Consider the following 19233-nt stretch of genomic DNA (forward strand, 5'->3'; position numbering starts at 1 on the left):
TTTTTATGGTCCACTGCTTTCGAAAGTTATTTTGACTGGGACTTATGGTTCAGGTTTCAGAAATGTTTCAAATCGATGTTCTATAATGAAATAAGTAACATGTAGAGAGAGGCATCGATAATGGAACATACACTGGAACACAGTATTCAACATGGCATGGGTTCACATGATAACGTACTTGTCCTGATTTCATATTTGATTGCTGTTGCGGCTTCGTATAACGTTCTGGACCTCACGAGCAGAATTAACAAAGCCAGCGGTAGAAGTCGTTGGTTATGGCTATGTTTTGGCGCAATTGTCATGGGGATGGGCATCTGGTCCATGCATTTTGTCGGCATGATGGCGATGTCACTGCCATTCCCCGTTTCTTATGATCTTGTCATTGTGCTGATCTCCGTGGCTGTAGCCATTGTGGCATCTTTGGTGGCGTTACTGGTGGTCTCTCGGCAGAGACTATCACTGTTACAGTTATTGGGCGGTGCCTGTCTGTTTGCTCTCGGTATCGTGTTGATGCATTATATCGGGATGTATGCGATGCAGGTGGAGATTCGATACGATGCCATGTATGTCGTGTTATCGGTCGTGATTGCGTGTGCTGCTTCAATTACAGCCCTGTGGTTATCGTTATATTTTCTTAAATCGGGTACACGTCATGATGTCTGGAAAAAGGTTGGAAGTGCCCTCATTATGGGAGGGGCCATTGCGGGCATGCATTATACAGGTATGATGGCAGTGCATATTGAATCGGACATGCCCCCGAACAGGGTCATATCTTCATTAAACATGCTTTTGGACCAGAAGCGTCTGGCCTATTTTATTTCCATGGGTACGTTATTTACGCTGGGATTGTCGCTTGTTAGTCTGTACATATCAAGACTGTTTTCCAAACAGGAGTCGGAGAAGAAAGAGAATGAAAAATGGTATAAATCGCTCTACGAGCATAATCAGGATGGTATTATTTCCATCGATCTTCACATGCGAATTGTTGGAATTAATCCGGCAGCAGCCCGAATTGGTGGCATTAAGGAGAAACAATTAAAAGATCAATCCGTAAGTGCCCTTTTAACCATGGTTGTGGAGGAGGATCGGGAACGCATCAGGCATATGTTCGGACGTGCTACGGATGGTGAAGAGATGAAGTACGAGACTGTCATCTATAGCACCAATCAGGAACGGGTTGAACTTGGCGTTGTGCTCGCACCCGTCATTGTAGATAAGCAGGTGGTGGGAAATTATATCATCATGAAGGACATCACGGACGAAAAACGTGTAAAGGTGAGAAACTATCACCTGGCTTTTCACGATGAATTGACTGGACTGCCCAATCGCAGAATGTTTAATCAGAGGTTATCGGAAACGATGGAGTCGCATCGTTATGAGCAAAAGCAGTTTGCCGTCATGGTTCTTGATCTTGACCGATTCAAAGTTATTAATGACTCACTTGGACACATCTATGGAGATCTGTTTCTGCAGGAGATGAGCCGACGGATTAAGGATGAACTGAATGGTGAGGATGTAACGGTTGCCCGAATGGGTGGAGATGAGTTTGCAATTCTTGTTCATCAGTACACTAATCTTGGAGATATCACCCGCTTGGCGGAACGCATCATTCAGGCGATTGCGAAGCCCTGTTATCTAAAAGAGAGCGAGTTTTATGTTACGGGCAGCATTGGTATCGCCGTATTTCCGGACCATGGGCAAGATGCTGTAGAACTGCTGCAGCATGCAGATACGGCCATGTATGAAGTGAAAAAAAATGGCAAGAACGGATATCAGTTCTTCTCTGCCGCATTGCATCATGAGTTGCGGGAACGAATGATTTTGGAGAATGACCTTAGAAAAGCATTGGATCGAGGGGAATTCGTGTTACATTACCAACCTCAGATTCAGACAAGTGAAGTCAGCATGATTGGTGTCGAAGCCTTGGTACGGTGGAATCATCCGACCCGTGGATTATTGTATCCCGGCACGTTCATCTCGGTTGCAGAAGAGACGGGTATGATTATTGAGCTGGGTAATCGGGTGCTCCGGGAAGCTTGTGTTCAGATGCGGAATTGGCATGATGCAGGGGGACCTTTGATTCCGGTATCCGTGAATCTGTCCTCTCAGCAATTCCATCAATCCAATCTGGTGGAACAGGTTCGTCAGATTCTATTTGAAACGGGTTTGAGCCCGCAGTATCTGGAATTGGAAATCACGGAAAGCATGATGATGGATGCGATCGCTTCCATTGAAATTCTGAATCAATTAACCGAGCTTGGAATCCGGATCAGCTTGGACGATTTTGGAACAGGGTACAGTTCATTTAGTTATCTAAAAATGTTTCCGATTCACAAAGTGAAAATTGACCGCTCTTTTATCCAGGACATTGCGGTTAATCATAGCGATAGAGCCATTGTTTCGACTATGATTACAATGGCGAAACAATTGAATATGGATGTCATTGCAGAAGGCATTGAAACGAAGGGACAACTGGATATTCTGACCGAGCAGGATTGCAATGAGGTACAGGGGTACTACTACAGCAAGCCATTGCCAGCGGATGAGGTGGAGCAGATTTTCTTTTTGCCCCAGCGGTCGGGTAACGTATTGACGTTCTGAAAGATGACACATATAAAATAAACGGCAACAGGTGATCCAAAGTTCTGCAAATCGGGTATCAATAGTAGAGTCATTTAGAACCTGATGGATACATATGTTGTTATGCTCGTTGTTTTGCTGGTAAAAGGCTGTTTATTATGGAATGAACTGTGGGGGTTATCAAGTGCCTATATTAGATATGGAAAAGAAAGATGTTGTCACCGATGCACTGGTTATCAAGGCGATGGAGAAAAGTCTGGCTATCATTCGATTCGATCTGGATCGACGGGTAACGTATGTGAATGAAGTCTTTGCCCAGACGATGGGATATTCCGTAGATGAGATGTATGGCATGAAGCATCAGCAGTTATGCTTCGGCCATTTTGTGAACACCCCGGACTATGACGCTTTTTGGAATAGCATATTTAATGGTGTTAGCTTCCAGGACAAGGTTGAACGCAAGGATGCAAAGGGAAATTCCGTATGGCTTGAGGCGACCTATATGCCGGTCTTTGATGAGAAGAATCAAAAAATACTGGGTGTCTCCAAAATCGCCACTAACATTACCAATCGTCAGAACAATATCTCAGTCGTGGTGAATGAATTGAAAAGCATGTCTCATGAGCTAAATGGGCAGGCAGATGTAGGGATTGAACGCAGCCAGGAATTAATGTCCAGCATCTCCTATATCTCAGAGGTGTCAGCTTCTAACCGTGCAACGTTGACTCATTTGCAGGAACAGGCTGGATCGATTCAAGGAGTGGTTCGAACGATACGCGAGATTTCATCACAGACGCAGCTGCTTGCGTTAAATGCTGCCATTGAGGCTGCACATGCAGGAGAATTCGGACGAGGATTCGATATCGTGGCCAAGGAAGTAAAGAAACTGTCCGCAATGGTGGAAAGTTCGATTAATGAGATTAGAGATAGTGTGACTGGAATAACGAAGGAGATTAGTAATATCACAGGCGGTACAAAAAAGGTAGAGCAATATGTCGAGCAGAGCCAGAAGCGGATTGAGATCGCTTTGAATGATTTTACGGCCATTGCTGCCTCAGCTCACTTGCTGGATGCCAAAGCAGAGCATGTGACCAGAATCGTATAATAATATATTGCAGATAGCGGTTCCTTATACAGGAACCGTTTTTTTGTCGTTCTGTACATAAAAAAACGGGAATTATTGTGATCAAACGGGGACACAATACTTGGGAATACCTGCAGCTTCGTCATGCAGAGAAATGTTGGGGTGGGAACATGTGGTCAACAATTGTGTCCTACGTGCCGGAAAGTCCCATATGGATTCAGGCATTCTTGGTCTTTATCATTCCGATTGGCATTACCTTGACCATGCGCTGGATCAATGCTGCCATTAAGCGTGGAAGCTTCTCTCGTTCGAAGCAACCGTCCATATCCTCGAAGGATATCTCGCCAGCAGCGGCAGGGCAGGGTCAGGGAACCGAAACAGGTAACTATGCCAATATTAAATTAACTGAAAAGTACAATACAAATCTGACTAGTGTAAAAGAAAGCTTTGGACTCAATTCAGATGTGCATATTCGAGAATTTACCATTAGGGGTACGAATACACGGGCTGCGGTCATATATACCGAAGGCCTGGTAGATCAGGACTTAGTTGATGATCATTTAATTACACCATTGATGTTAGAAGGTATTCCTCTGCTTAAGCAGGAGGGTTTCCTTCATCCGGACAACGCACACTTACTGTCGGCATACCTGCAAAATCAATTGCTTCCAGTCAGTTTGGTTGAGGAAACCAAGTCTCTCCAAGAGCTCGCAGTTGGCGTGCTTTTTGGTAAAAATGCACTGTTGGTTGATGGTTTGCCAGGTGCTTTATTGATTGGAGCACATAAGATCAAAACACGAGGTATGAATGAACCCTTGTCAGAGGGATTGCTTCGTGGACCACGTATTGGTTTTACAGAGCAATTAAGCGATAACACAGGCATTCTGCGTCGTTATGGTACGGATCAGAGTCTTTTTATTCGAAAGTATGAAGTAGGTTCGCGGATCAAAAAAGATTTGGCGATAGCCTATATTCAGGATATTGCCGATCCCAATCTCGTGGCTGAAGTCTGCAAACGAATTGAAGAGATGGACATGGATTCGATGCTGGAATCTGGATATGTGGAACAACTCATTGAAGACAGTACCCTGAGTCCTTTTCAGCAGGTACTGAATACGGAAAGACCTGACCGGGTCATTGGCGCTTTGCTGGAAGGTCGGGTGGCTATTTTATTGGATGGAACGCCATTTGTGCTGGTTGTACCCGTGACCTTCAGCATGTTGCTACAATCTCCCGAAGATTACTATGAACGCTGGATTCCTGGAACCTTTTTGCGAATGTTGCGTTTTATGGCCGCCATGCTGGCATTACTTGCTCCTGCACTGTATATCTCGTTTATCTCGTTTCATCCGGGACTTATCCCGACCAAGCTGGTATTGACGATTATTGAAACGCGTACGGGAGTACCGTTTCCTTCGATCATTGAAGTACTGATCATGGAACTTTCGATTGAGATTCTGAGGGAGGCCGGAATCCGGTTGCCTAAGCCGATTGCGCCCGCGATGGGGATCGTCGGAGGTTTGATTATTGGGCAAGCAGCGGTACAGGCGGGTATCATAAGCCAATTCCTGGTCATTGTCGTTGCGGTTACAGCCATCTCATCCTTTACGATTCCTGTCTATAGTGCAGGGTTAACGTTGCGGATTCTGCGATTTGCCGCCATGTTTAGTGCAGCTATACTTGGACTGTATGGCGTAGTTATGTTCTTCCTGCTTGTGTGTACACATTTGGCTCGACTTTCGAGCTTTGGCGTGCCCTATGTTGCCCCAGCGGTTCCTTATCACTTGAATGAATGGAAGGATTTCGTTATCCGTGCTCCGTTAAATATGATGAGGTTGCGTCCCAAGATGACAAATCCGATAGATAAGGATCGAAAAAAATAATTAAATTGCATCTACAGAAGGACTGGAGGTGAACTAAAGTGAGTGACTCCCAAGGAAAGCTAACCACGACGCAGGCCGTTGTAATTATTGTCAATTACATGCTCGGTGCCGGGATATTGACGTTACCTCGAACGACCAGCAAGGCTGTCGGAACACCAGATGTCTGGATTTCCATCATCCTGTCTGGACTGATTATTACTGGTATCGGAATCATTATGGTTACCCTGTGTCGCAGATTTCCGGGGAAAACCGTGTTCCAGTTCACCCGTGAAATTACGGGGAGCTGGATCGCTTACATACTGGGCGGTGCCATGATTATGTATTTCATGGTCATTGCCGCTTTCGAAATAAGAGTCATGGCTGATGTGACAGGAATGTATCTACTCGAACGCACCCCCACTTGGCCGATTGTGATGGTCTTCATGTGGATCGGTATATATATGATCTCAGGTGGACTTGGTGTCATTGTTCGTGTGTTTGAGATCATTCTGCCGATTACGATCATTATATTTGTCATTGAAATTCTACTTAGTAACCAGCTATTCGAGATTGGTAATCTGAGACCTGTGCTCGGAGATGGGATTATGCCTGTTTTCAAAGGACTGAAGCCTTCACTACTGTCATATACGGGATATGAGGTGATGTTAATCATGACTGCCTATATGAAAAATCCGAAGAAGAGCAATAAGGCGATGAGTTGGGGGATACTCGTATCCACCATTATTTATTTGATCACGGTTGTGATGGTTATAGGCAGTTTATCGCTCGATGGGATCAAAACTCGAACCTGGCCAACGCTGGATTTGGTAAGAAGTTTCGAGATTCAAGGTCTGATATTTGAGCGATTTGAGTCTTTGTTGCTTGTTATCTGGATTATGCAAATTTTTTCGACAACAGCGATTACACATTACTGTGCTTCGGTGGGCATTCGTGACTTGTTTCGCACCAAAAAAATCAAAGGCATTATGTACGGTCTGCTTCCGTTTATTTATTTGACGGCAATGATGCCCAAAACGGTGGACGATACCTTTGCACTCGGGGATATGCTGGGCAATGCATCTGTATTTTTATTTGGTATTTTACCTCTGGTGTTACTGTTAATAAGTCTGATTCGCAAAAAAGGAGGCAAGCATGCATGATTCCATTCCGTATGTTCTTACGTGTAGCCTCTGCCTTATGCATTCTGTTGTTGATATCCGGATGCTGGAGCAGCCGGGAGGTAGAGGATCTAAGTCTCTATGTCGGTCTTGGGATTGATGTCGGTAAAGAGACCCAATTTGAGAAAGATATTGCTGATCAGGGGGGAACATATCCAAAGAAGAACTATGTGACCGCTACGGTGCAGATTGCTCCAGGTTTCTCCAACAGTAAATCGAGTCAGCAATCCGGTTCGCCTTCTTCCGGCAAAACATCCTATTCCAATGAACAGCTTACTGGAGATTCCTTGTTGCAAATCTTTCGTCAGTTTGCGTTAAGGCGGGATCGGCCTCTCATCGGACATCATCTGAAGGTTATCGTCGTCTCCAAGGACATTGCCAAAAAATATGGTTTGGACCAACTGCTTGATTTTGTCCTCCGAGATAATGATATACGTCCCAACTGTCTCGTACTGATAAGTCATCATCGTGCGGTAGATGTGCTGTCTTCGCAGGACCCTTCTCGAATTCCAGCTTTCTATCTCACAGGGATCACGAACAATTCGTATCTATCCAACAAAGTCCTGGAACCAGTGTTGTTATCCAAGCTAGACGCCCAAATGCAGTCCGGTTCCAGCTTCCTGCTCCAGAATGTATTGAATTCGGATGGAGAGGACAAGTTCTCCGGAGGCAGCATATTCGATGGGAAAACGACCAAATTCCTCGGAGAACTTAGTCAAACGGATCTGGAAGGTTTATCGTGGCTCAAGCCCAAAGAACAAGGAGGGGTCTTGAAGACACACAACAAACAGGGATTCACCGTTGTATATGAAATTAAGAAGAAAAAAGTGAAAATCATTCCCAAGGTGGTTGGCAATGATATTTCATTCGATGTGAAGATTGAATCCCAAGGCTGGCTGATGGAGGACTGGCGTGCTCCCGAGGAAGAGGAAAAAGGTGCTTACCTCAGAGAGTTGGAAAAGGAATTTTCTGATCTGGCCGAACAACAGATTCGACAGGTGTTATACAAAATTCAGCATACCTATAAAGCTGATGTGGCGGATTTTCGAGATAGCTTGCGTATCAAAGAACCAAAAACATGGAAGAAGATCAAAGATGATTGGGACCAAATCTTTAGCACTGTGCCGATTACGTATGATGTAAAGATCACCATCACCAATCCGGGGTCTTCCACCGAATAGTGTAGAGTGGGACATTTATTATTTAAATGTTGACACATTCATGATAGATCGCTATATTAGTAAAAAATCATTTTCTTATCCAGAGAGGTGGAGGGACTGGCCCTTAGAAACCTCAGCAACAGATCTGAAGGATACTGTGCTAATTCCAGCGGGTGAAAGCCTGATAGATAGGAGCGTTTGTTTTTATTTGTCAGTAACGGCGCACTCTTTAGGAAGAGTGGGTCTTTTTTGTTTTTTCTGGATGAAGAAGTAGGGGAGCAGCAGGTATGGAGAACAACAACGACAAAGGGCATTTTCAGCGGAAAATGCAGGCACGGCACGTAGTCATGCTCTCTCTCGGTGGAGTGATTGGAACGGGTTTATTCCTCAGTTCGGGTTACACGATTCAACAGGCGGGACCAATGGGAACCATTTTGTCTTATCTGATCGGAGCGATCGTTGTATATCTGGTAATGCTCTGTCTCGGTGAACTGTCTGTTCACATGCCAGAGACGGGAGCATTTCATAGTTATGCAGCCAAATATATTGGCCCAGCAACAGGCTACACGGTGGCTTGGTTGTATTGGTTAACTTGGACTGTTGCGCTTGGCTCCGAATTTACAGCCGCGGGACTGTTGATGCAGCGATGGTTTCCATCGGTAAATGTTTGGATATGGAGTGCGCTCTTTGCACTAATGATCTTCCTGTTCAATGCCTTAACGGTGAAATTATTTGCGGAATCCGAGTTCTGGTTCTCATCTGTCAAAGTAGTGACTATCGTAGTCTTTATTATTATCGGTGGCGCAGCCATGTTCGGATTCATTCCGATGGCGGATGCTGAACCGGCTCCGTTTCTATCAAATATTACCGCATCCGGGTGGTTCCCTCATGGAGCTACAGCGATACTGATGACTATGCTTGCTGTAAACTTTGCATTCTCCGGTACCGAGTTAATCGGCATTGCTGCCGGTGAGACGGAGAATCCGGAGAAGACGATACCGAAAGCGATTCATACAACGCTGTGGCGTTTGGTTATTTTCTTCATCGGAACGATTGTTATCTTGTCTGCCTTGCTACCTATGTCGGATGCCAGTGTACTGGAAAGTCCGTTTGTAGCAGTAATGGAGCGAGTGGGAGTTCCCTATGCAGCAGACATTATGAACTTTGTTATTCTGACGGCGATTCTCTCTGCTGCCAATTCAGGCCTGTATGCTTCGTCGCGGATGCTCTGGTCTCTGGCTGATAAAAAAACGATCTCTCCATGGTTTGCCAAATTGACCAAACAGGGTGTGCCATTGAATGCACTTCTGATCAGTATGGTTGGTGGTGCGCTGGCTTTGCTGTCCAGTATCATTGCGCCAGGTACCGTGTATATCACACTGGTTTCCATTTCAGGTCTGGCTGTCGTCGCGGTATGGATGAGCATCAGCGCTTCCCAGTACATGTTCCGCAGACAGTATATCCGGGAAGGAAATGCGGTCAAAGATTTGGTCTACCGCACACCGCTGTACCCGGCTGTACCAATTATTTCATTTATATTATGTCTGGCTTCATGCATAGGTATTGCTTTTGACCCGACACAGCGAATTGCACTGTATTGTGGGGTTCCATTTATCGCAGTGTGTTACGCCGCTTATTATCTGACAGAACGTGCGAACAAGAAAAGAGGACAATTACATGACGCAAGCACAACAGACTAATCCCATAGAACAGATCCTTCGTGAACATCCGGTCATGATTCTGGATGGAGCGTTGGCAACCGAACTCGAACAGCATGGATGTGATCTGGATGATCCACTATGGTCTGCTCGTGTGTTGCTTGAGAATCCGGATGTTATTGTTCAGGTCCATGCAGATTATTTTCGATCAGGAGCCGACTGTGCGATTACATCCAGTTATCAGGCGACGGTGGATGGCTTCAGCATGAGAGGAATCGATGAACAGGCAGCACTTGAACTGATTCGCAAGACGGTGGAACTGGCTGCACAGGCGAGAGATGACGTATGGGCAGAAGTGCAGAGTGGTTTAGTAGGGAGAGAAAGTTCGACAGGTCAGCTTGTAGAAGCTCCTTCGGTACGTGCCGAGACGGTGGAGAACGAGGAGCATATAACAGATCGTACAGTAGATCGCGAAGGAGATTATCTTCTTCGTCCACGTCCAATCATTGTCGGGTCCGTTGGGCCATATGGCGCCTATCTGGCGGATGGTTCGGAGTATGTGGGACATTACGGGGTATCGGATGAGACGCTGTCCGTATTTCACCGTCCGCGTATGGCGGCGTTGATTGAAGCGGGGGCTGACATTTTGGCGTTTGAGACCATTCCTTCGTTGCAGGAAGCACGGGTGCTGGTTGATTTACTGAAGGAGTTTCCTCATGCGTATGCTTGGCTATCTTTTTCTTTAAAAGACGGGACAAGCATCAGCGAGGGTACACCACTTGAGGTATGTGCACAGACGTTTGGCTCCGAGCCGCAGGTTGCTGCAATTGGCCTGAACTGTGCTCCGATGGAAGTGGTGACGGAAGCCGTAGGTATTCTCAGCCGTGCCAGTGACAAACCTGTTATTGTGTATCCGAACTCGGGAGAAGTATACGATGCAGCAACGAAGACGTGGAGCGGACAGGGGACCTGTGGTAGCATGAGCGATGCTTCGGAGCAGTGGGTTGCTGCGGGCGCGCAGATTATTGGCGGCTGTTGCCGCACTACGCCACATCAGATTGGTGAACTTGCGAAGAAGTGGCGGAGTTAAAAGACTTGAAATAGAGTTGTACACCGAAAAGCTAGAGATACAACCAAATATAAAGAAGCCCTCACGACCCATTACTGGATTGGTGAGGGCTTCTTCAGTGTGATTTAGCGTTAACATCAACATGAGGACATTCCTCTTCTGATGCTTCTGATTATGCTATTTAATTAACTGAGTGCTAACTAAGGTCCGACCTTCGTCGCTCATGATGTACAGGCCCGTTGTGTTATTTAAAAATAGAAATTCCTTTTCAAGATCAAATTCGCTTTTCTTGTAGGTGAACAAAACCTTCAGATTGCTTGTGTCCATAATAACAAGTTCGTCATTGCCATTCTTTTTTGCTGTAAACATAAAACTTGTACCATCAACTGCCATATGAAGAGGCATCCAATAGCTGTTATAGGTGGTTGGTATCGGCAGATATGCCTTCTCAGAGATTAACTTACCTGCAGATGAATATAACTTAATTCGTTTATTTTTAGCATCCACAAACAAAAAACGATCCTTTAATGCAACAATTTCTGTTGAATAATCAATATAAGGAAGTTTTTTTGTCCATCTGATTTTCCCCGCACTGTTGTATGCTTTTATCGTCATAATTTTTTTGTGAATACTATAATGCAACAATGTATCATCGGATAGACCCATAATCTGGTTATACCCTTTTCCACCAGCAATCGTTTTTATTTTTTTTCCTGTGGTCAGGCTGCTCATGTAGAAATCGGGATGATCATTAAATTTTTTGCCGATGATCATATTTCCTGTAATCTGTTCAATAAAATATGGAACCTTGAAATTTCGGCTTAAATTTCCGTTGATATCGTAATAGTAGAGTGTACTGCTTTTTAAATCACCAGAGTCCGCAACCACATACAAACTTCCATTCTCTCTTGGATAGGCTGACTCAGGCCCGTAGTATCTCAAAAAATCTTCTGGCGGCCCGGGCAGAGGTGCTGTCCAACGGATTTCACCTGTGGCTATATGCTTGGCACTTACTTGATTATCGGCAAAAATAAACATATATCCATCATCGGAAAGTTTGTATTCGTTGTCCGTTGGAATGGACCAGAGGAGTTTCCCTGTTTTGGCATCCACACTGTCGATATAATAATCATTATTCTTGCCTGCTTTAGTTACGAGCAGACTTTCATTCCCCATGGCGTCCGTAACACTCTTCATTGAATATGAGCTTGTTGCGCTCTGTCCGCCGTTGGTAATATCATATCCCCATTGGAATTGCAGCAGATCTTTAGCCAGAGCTGGCTCGGATGGGATCGCAAGGAAGATGCATAGGCTGGCTATAAGCCAATAGTTGATTCGTTTTAAACTCATGATTGGTAGACTCCTTATGTAATGTTCTCTGGATTATGGAAGTAACTGATACTTTCTTATCGTTTGCCCGTCGGAAGGTATGAAAAATAGTTCATTTTGCTTGTTGAGGAACAGTTCATCTCGATTAAACCGTACATCGTTCCAATCGTTCTGCGACACCCGATAGAGTTCTCTCAGATTATTTGAATCTCTAATCACGAGTTCTATTCCTTGTTCCGTGTATTGGATGTACATAAAACTCTGTAAATCGATGGCCATTTTCAGAGGGCTATTTGGCTCACCTTGCATGTAGAAGGGATTTTCATTGACTCCTGTAATGAATTTTCCATCCGAACTCATAAGCATGATATTGCCTGCGGTTTGTTCCAGATACAGCACACGATCATGGATGATAAATATCTCGGGAGGCCCCTTTTTAAAAGAAAAATCATACTTCCATTTCAAAGCTCCCGTAGGCGAGTACGCCCTCAACTCAAGTTCACGGTTATTGATAAACTTCCGGGTTATTAGGGTTCCATCGTCCGTAACCCTATTCCCGTAGGGCAAGGTTGTTTCATTGGTCAGCACCGTTAGCTTCTTCCCTGTAGAAAGATCAAAAACGTGAGTATACGGACTTTTGTTGCCCGGTTGACCTAAAATAAAATTGCCTTCTATTGTGTAGTGTTGCATATAGGGGAGAATGAACTTTTTGCTTCGTTTTCCCTTTTCATCATAATAATAAAGAGTTGCATATTTGTTTTTGTGATAAGTGAAAGAATAAGCTGTTCCGTTTTTGGTGAAATCTGAAGACCGACCTTCACGAAAGTAAGGGTTTATTGAGGACCATATCGGTTTACCGGTTGTCAGATCCGAGACCGTAATAATATCATCAAATCTTCTTTCATAGTCATCAGTTTCAGCGGGCTTGAAAGTATACATGTAACCATCACTGGTTAACCAATAGTCGAATTCTGGCTTGGACCATCGGATGTCTCCGGTTTCACCATTAATATTCTCCACGTATGTGAGCTCCTCGTTCACTACCTTTCTCACCAAAATGTTTAGGTTGCCGGACGAATCCAGTCTGAAGTAATGCGGAGTAAATCCATCCCCCCATTGGCCAGAATCGACCTGCTTGACCCATTCAAGCTGTGGCACGGTCTTGGCTTTAGCTGACGCTGAGGGTTTGTCTACTGACAACAATCCTAGACTCAGGATGCTGATCAACAAACAAAATCGAATACAAAACCATTTCAAAATAAACAGCTCCTTAAGAAAGATCGAGGTCAAACTTAATCTGGACCTACCGTTTCATTTTTAATATCCTGCACTAACCGTATGATTTCCGCAACACCTAGTAACAATAGTCCTGCTACAATGCCGTTCATCATAACTGGAAGAGCCAAAGACCATTGAAAGCCATTGAACTCATTTTGCCCAACGAGGATACCGGCAATAATGGATAGAATGACGCTAATCCAAGCGATCCACTTCAACAATTTACTCGTTTTATTTTTGTTGTACAAAGAAATTAACTCCTTTACCATAGTATGCCATTAAGTCTATCATATCTATCATTGCTAGGTATATAGGACTATTTTTGTGTCGGATTTAGAGTTTTGTTGAAATATATTGTCATGTGTTTTAATGATTGTCTTCTACATGTTATTCAATGACAAGAATGCGCGGGGATGCCTGACGAATCACCTTGGATGATCTCCAGGAGCCAAAAGCTGCTGCAAGGATACTCAGACAAGAGAAAAGTATAATCCCCCACCAATTCAGAACCAACGGGATTTGTACAATACCATATCCGGAGAGTACCTTTTCAAGCAACATTGGAAGAAGGTACACGCCAGCAATAACGCCAAACATCGAACCGATCAGGGATAACAATACGACTCCGAGTGTAATAGAGGACCGAATACTGCCGGATGTCATACCAATCGATTTGTAGATACCGTACGTCTTATTTTCTTTGCGAATGCTGATCCGGCAGGTACTGAAGATGATCATAAATGTAACTATGAGGAATAGTAGACCGATCAGGGTCATGGGATATATGAGAATGTTTGCTGCTTCTGTATAAACAGAATCCAGCAGCGTTTTTTGCGTGACGATGGAAGCAGAGTCTTTGAACCGCTCATTTAGCTGGGCTGCAATTGCCCCTGCTTGTGAAGGATCGATGACATTAATAAATGCAACATCTACATCTCCGTAATCCAGATTCACGCTTCGAACCGCTTGAGCTGTGATTCTTCCGGATACCGACATGTTGGAGATCGCTTGATAGATACCCGAGATGATGAACGTACGCTTTTCTCCCTCAATGTAGATATCGATAAGGTCTCCCAGATCCTTGTTTAACATCTTGGCAGCACTGACCCCGATTGAAATCTCATTTTCTCGTTCAGGGTTATTTCCTCTCAATGTCTCGAAGCCGAAATCCTCATAGCTTCCATCCAACACGCCTAAATAAAGGCTAATAGACTGACTAGCTATATTGCGCGAGGAAATATCTGAGGGAATAACTCCGGTGATGTTCCCTTGCCAGCCCACATTTTTGATGCGAGGGTCTTCTTCCAATACGTTTTGCAGCTCTGCTCTGGGAAATGTTGTTTTGTTCACCACCACAGCAGCAATGTTTGCATTGTCATAACCCCATTTAGCTGCAGTCTGATCGATTCCGGTAATGCTGCTCAGCACAACATATCCGAAGACAAGCACGGAAGCAGCTGCGGACGTCAGCAGTATTATTAAAACAGAGCTTTTGCTGTTTTTGATCAGACTGCGCAGGCCGATTACTAAAGAGATAGGCAGTCGACCAAACGAGCCCGCATTTGCGAGCGGTGAATTCATTCGTCGCGCCATGCGTACATTGTCGCTCTCCGACATACCGTACCGAATGGCCTGAACAGGCTCGATCATACGAGCTTTTCTGGCGTATAACACGACAAATGCAATAACCAAGACGAGTAACAGCAGCCCTACAACAATAGCAGCTCCAATGCCCTCAATTGGAAGATCACCCTGGCCAGTCCGCAGGGACGATACGGAGATGTTGATGATGAATTTGGAGACGAATACGCTAAGTACCAGCCCGGGAAGAACAGCGATGATGGACAGCAGGGCATATTGAATGACGTAGGTACCAATGGTGACCCGGGAAGTGAGTCCCAGCGATTTAAGGATACCTATCGTTTTGTAGTTGGCCAGAATGGCATCGGATATGGTGAAGCCAATCGTAATGAGGGCAATAATCATCATGACGGCCCCTAAGAAAATCATAATGAACCCGACGATCTGATTGATGATCAGATAAAAGGATGAGATACTTTCAAATTCCATTTTGGTTTCCAGAAATGGGGCACCCGTCTCGCTTGTATACCGATCCCAGTAGCTGGAGTTCGTACTGTAATCATCAAAATGGATGCCCATCATGTGAATATCTTTTCCTGCAAGCGTACTAAAATCATTTTGGTAATCCATACTATTCATCCAAATTCTTGCCGTATTGGTGAACGGTGCTCCATAAGGAACATCCACAACAATAGCTGAGACTGCGAGGTCAAGTGTGGTAGATCCAGTTTTGAATTGAATGGTATCACCGACAGCGATGTTATAGCCATTCGCCATGGAAGTTGGGATCCATACGCTTCCTTGTTCAGGAGCCGAATGCTGTGTACCACTTGCAAATACAAGTTCATCTACACTCCACGGAGGAGGCGGGGTATTCATCATGTACAGATAAAGGTTAGGGATGTCAGTGCCGCCAAAAGTGATGCCCGACAAGATGCGGTAAGTAAGCAAAGGTGAGACTTGAACACCGTTCTGGGCAGCCCACCAGTCATGCACAGTTGGGGGATCATTCAGTCCTTTGTCGAACGTCAAGATCTGATGGGACCCGTTGGTCCGACTATGCATTTCCTTGAACTGGTTACCCGTATTGGCCAGAATGATGACAGATGTGGACACCAGTAGTGTAGACAGCAAAATAAGCAAGGTGATAAACAAATTTTGGATTTTATTTTTACTCAGATACGACAAGCTAAGTTTAAACATGACCGCCATCGTTATTCCTTCCCCGTAACTAAAGCGAAGATGATCGCTTCACGATCTTGAATTTGATGATCGTCATAGGTATTGAACTCAAGGATTCCGCCTATCTTGCCGTCCTGAATGTAGATCAGGCGATCTGCCCGGCAGGCGGCTTTAATATCATGCGTAACCATAACTACGGACTGTCCTTTTCGATGGATAGCCGTGAGGATATCCAGAACGGCTGTGCCGTGTTCCAGGTTCAGGCTTCCGGTCGGTTCGTCCGCAAAGATGATATCTGGCGAGTTGATCAAAGCCCGTGCAATGGCTGCTCGTTGCTGTTGTCCTCCGGAAGTTTGGGAGGGGAGGCGGTTACGCTGTCCATCAATATCCATGGCATTCATCAGCTCAGCAGCCCTGGATTGGATGTCCTTCTTTTTGTTTCCAGCGATATATCCCGGTAAAGCAATGTTCTCTTTGATGGAAAGGTCCGGGACCAGATTGATGCTCTGATAGATATAACCGATTCGGCGGGTGCGGAAGTGGGACATTTCTCCTTCACTGTAAGCGTCAATCCGTTGGTCACGAAAATAAACCTCACCTGTTGTGATCTGATCCAGTCCGCTTAGCAGATATAAAAGAGTTGATTTGCCAGAGCCAGAGTTACCCATGATCACCGTGAATTCCCCTTCATAGATATCGAGATCGACATTACGGATGGCATGATGTTGCTCACTTCCGCTGTTGTACGTCTTGCACAGATTCTGTGCATGGATAATCACTTTTTTGGACAAGTCGAATCACTCCCGAGTGCAGTATAGGATTCATTCTAGAGGAGAGATGTTGAGGAAGCCTTATCAAATAATGAATAAAGTATTACAGGCAAACGGATTGAAGCGGAAGTTAAAGGCATTTGATAAAATAGCCACGCCAGTGTGGCTTAGCAGATGGGCAGGTAGAACCGGAAGGTCGTACCTTGTCCTTCTTTACTAGTGAAGGAAATATGGCCTCCATGTGCTTCAATAATGCTTTGGCAGATAGAAAGTCCCAGTCCCGTGCCTTCCTGAACACGTTGGTCTGTATGACTCACTTGGCCTCTGAAATAACGTTGGAAAACAAACGGCATATCCTGTACACGTATGCCCTGACCCGAATCGGCGATGGTCACTTTCAGGTGCCCGGATTCCAGTTCAATGGCTATACGTATCGTGTCTCCCGGAGCTGTATGTTTGAGGGCATTGGCGACAAGATTGGAGATGACTTGTTCAATTCGAGTAGTGTCGATAGCGATTAATACATTGGGAATGTGGTTGGGCTTGAGCCCGTCATAGATGAGGCCTCTTGTGAGTATCACATGCTCAATAGGTTTCAACATGGCGTCGAGTACAGGACCACTGTACATTTCACGGGGTTCCACTGATATCTGCCCCAGTTCCTGAAGTGCATGAACCAGCAGGTCCTCCACAAGTCGGGCTGTTTTATCCGTATGGGTTCGCATGACTCCCATGTATTCCATTAGCGTCTCCTGATCGTTGCATAGTCCTTCCTCAATAGCTTCTATGTATGCTTTTATCGTGGTAATCGGTGTCTTAATATCATGAGATATATTGGTGATGAGTTCCTTTTGTGCTTGTTCCTGCTGGATGCGTAGCTCGTGCATATGTTTGATTTCTGTACGCATCAGGTCAAACATGGCATACACTTCGCCCAGCTCATCGGTCCGGTTGTACTGAATCTTTTCTTCATAATTTCCTTTGAGGATGGATTCCGCATGCAGCTTTAATTGATGGATGGGAGAGAGGAGCTGCTTGTTCAGTTTTCGTTTCATCCAGAATAGAAATAAGCTCAGAATCAGTGACAGGAGCATGAGTGCGCTAATCCATATCACCGGAAAAGTCATCGATTGCTGAACCGTAACCATGGCTTGGGGGATGGAAAAGATGGCATTGCCGATCTGACTTCCCACGGGTCCGTCCATCACGGGAAACGCAATATCAAGGGATTCGTTACCGTCCGCAGCCTGCGCGGCATGATGCAGATCATAATGAAGAGCTGAACGCAGGTTAACTTGAGTTCCTTCAGAGGTAGGGACGGAGGACAGAGTTACTGTTCCATCCAAGTTCACATAGGTAAGCAGAACCCCACTTTCGCTGGCGATGGCCCGTATATCTTCATGAATATTTTGTTCACCCAGAAGCTGATGATTTTGCTCCAAAGCGAGCAAAATTGGATTGATCTTGAGGCGAACCTGATTCATGGACAGGTTGGATTGTTCAGAATTTCGATTTTGGAATAGCATTATCGACAGCGCGAGGATACTTAAAACCATAATAATCAGAAGGCCAAGTGTTGTTAACAACCAGCGTCTGGACCAGATGTTCAATGACATGTGGGTGCCTCCAATCTCGCTTATTCATAATTGAATTTGTAACCGACACCCCATACCGTCTTCAGAACGGTCGGATGTGAGGCATCTGCCTCGATCTTTTCTCGTAGTCTGCGAATGTATACGGTTACGGTGTTTTCATCCCCATAGGTTGCATATCCCCAGATGGCGTCGAGTAACTGGGCTTTGGAGAAAACTTGATTCTTATGGCTTGCCAGATAATGAAGTAATTCGAATTCCTTGGCAGACAGGGAAACTTCCGATCCGTTCACTGTAACTTTATAGGCTTTTTTATCAATCACAAGGTTTCCAAGACGCAGTAGATCTGTTCTGTCCTGATCCAATGTCATGCTGTCATAACGTCTAAAGTGGGCATTGATCCGTGCTAACAGTTCGCTCAGAGAGAAAGGTTTGGTCATATAATCGTCTGCTCCAAAACCAAGGCCAAGTACCTTATCGGTATCACTACCTCTGGCACTTAGAATGAGAATGGGGATATTATTACGCCGTCTAATCTCTCGGCACACCTCGATTCCGTCCATGTCTGGAAGCATAATGTCCAGAATGATGTAATCCGGTTGAATAAGCTCCATGATCTGAAGTCCATCTTGACCAGTCGCTGCCACGGCGGCTTCATATTGATTTTTGGTCAGATAATCTCGGAGAATGCGTGAAATATCCGGTTCATCCTCGATGATGAGGACTTTGCGCTGGTGGGTTAACATATGTATCGCTCCAGTATTAGAGTATCTATATAAGATGTTTGGTTGGTTGAAACTGTAAGAAAATCTATGGTTTTAACTATACAGGTTTGATGTGGATGAGTCATGAGGGAGGTGAGTAAGTTACTATAATGTGTAGAAAATAAAACTCAAGAGCCTTCTCTTTT

14 protein-coding genes and 1 riboswitch are annotated in these 19233 nt (G+C 44.9%); of the genes, 7 read left to right on the forward strand and 7 right to left on the reverse strand.

What is annotated here, in order from left to right; genetic code table 11:
* Window positions 1-120 precede the first annotated feature (120 nt).
* The 7 genes from HF638_RS17660 to mmuM all read left to right on the forward strand — a co-directional run bounded on the left by HF638_RS17660 (window position 121) and on the right by mmuM (window position 10612).
* A complete protein-coding gene (locus tag HF638_RS17660) occupies window positions 121-2601 on the forward strand; it encodes a bifunctional diguanylate cyclase/phosphodiesterase (RefSeq protein WP_248278192.1) in 2481 nt (826 codons plus the stop codon).
* A 163-nt stretch (window positions 2602-2764) separates the two neighbouring features.
* On the forward strand, window positions 2765-3685 hold the full coding sequence (locus HF638_RS17665; RefSeq protein WP_348982115.1) for a methyl-accepting chemotaxis protein: 921 nt from the start codon (window positions 2765-2767) through the stop codon (window positions 3683-3685).
* Window positions 3686-3834: 149 nt separating this feature from the next.
* Window positions 3835-5547: a spore germination protein gene (locus HF638_RS17670; RefSeq protein ID WP_169481388.1), complete on the forward strand. Its 1713-nt coding sequence runs from the start codon at window positions 3835-3837 to the stop codon at window positions 5545-5547.
* A gap of 38 nt (window positions 5548-5585) precedes the next feature.
* On the forward strand, window positions 5586-6686 hold the full coding sequence (locus HF638_RS17675) for a GerAB/ArcD/ProY family transporter (protein WP_169481389.1): 1101 nt from the start codon (window positions 5586-5588) through the stop codon (window positions 6684-6686).
* The gene (locus HF638_RS17680; protein ID WP_169481390.1) at window positions 6683-7885 is read left to right on the forward strand and encodes a Ger(x)C family spore germination protein; all 1203 of its coding nucleotides are present in this window, start codon (window positions 6683-6685) and stop codon (window positions 7883-7885) included. The genes HF638_RS17675 and HF638_RS17680 overlap by 4 nt, the downstream gene beginning before the upstream one ends.
* Window positions 7886-7957: 72 nt before the next feature.
* A riboswitch (SAM riboswitch) is annotated at window positions 7958-8059 on the forward strand.
* A 92-nt stretch (window positions 8060-8151) separates the two neighbouring features.
* Window positions 8152-9564 carry an S-methylmethionine permease gene (mmuP, locus tag HF638_RS17685; RefSeq protein ID WP_169481391.1) on the forward strand — a complete coding sequence of 471 codons (1413 nt, stop codon included), beginning with the start codon at window positions 8152-8154 and terminating at the stop codon, window positions 9562-9564.
* On the forward strand, window positions 9542-10612 hold the full coding sequence (mmuM, locus tag HF638_RS17690) for a homocysteine S-methyltransferase (RefSeq protein ID WP_169481392.1): 1071 nt from the start codon (window positions 9542-9544) through the stop codon (window positions 10610-10612). Before mmuP ends, mmuM begins: the two co-directional genes overlap by 23 nt.
* Before the next feature lie 156 nt (window positions 10613-10768).
* Here mmuM and HF638_RS17695 read toward each other — a convergent pair whose 3' ends face one another.
* The 7 genes from HF638_RS17695 to HF638_RS17725 form a co-directional block, all read right to left on the reverse strand.
* The gene (locus HF638_RS17695) at window positions 10769-11941 is read right to left on the reverse strand and encodes a PQQ-binding-like beta-propeller repeat protein (RefSeq protein ID WP_169481393.1); all 1173 of its coding nucleotides are present in this window, start codon (window positions 11939-11941) and stop codon (window positions 10769-10771) included.
* 33 nt (window positions 11942-11974) lie between these two features.
* A complete protein-coding gene (locus HF638_RS17700; protein ID WP_169481394.1) occupies window positions 11975-12940 on the reverse strand; it encodes a hypothetical protein in 966 nt (321 codons plus the stop codon).
* A gap of 272 nt (window positions 12941-13212) precedes the next feature.
* Complete coding sequence (locus tag HF638_RS17705) at window positions 13213-13446, reverse strand: hypothetical protein (protein ID WP_169481395.1); 234 nt, start codon at window positions 13444-13446, stop codon at window positions 13213-13215.
* 139 nt (window positions 13447-13585) lie between these two features.
* Entirely contained in the window at window positions 13586-15991 is a 2406-nt protein-coding gene (locus HF638_RS17710; RefSeq protein ID WP_169481396.1) for an ABC transporter permease, read from the reverse strand.
* A gap of 2 nt (window positions 15992-15993) precedes the next feature.
* Window positions 15994-16752, reverse strand: coding sequence for an ABC transporter ATP-binding protein (locus HF638_RS17715; protein WP_169481397.1), 759 nt, complete (start codon window positions 16750-16752; stop codon window positions 15994-15996).
* 146 nt (window positions 16753-16898) lie between these two features.
* The gene (locus tag HF638_RS17720; RefSeq protein WP_169481398.1) at window positions 16899-18347 is read right to left on the reverse strand and encodes a sensor histidine kinase; all 1449 of its coding nucleotides are present in this window, start codon (window positions 18345-18347) and stop codon (window positions 16899-16901) included.
* A gap of 20 nt (window positions 18348-18367) precedes the next feature.
* Entirely contained in the window at window positions 18368-19069 is a 702-nt protein-coding gene (locus HF638_RS17725; RefSeq protein ID WP_169481399.1) for a response regulator transcription factor, read from the reverse strand.
* Window positions 19070-19233: the final 164 nt, after the last annotated feature.

Origin of the sequence: Paenibacillus sp. SZ31 (genome assembly GCF_012912005.1) — a bacterium.
In the GTDB taxonomy this organism is placed as follows: domain Bacteria; phylum Bacillota; class Bacilli; order Paenibacillales; family Paenibacillaceae; genus Paenibacillus.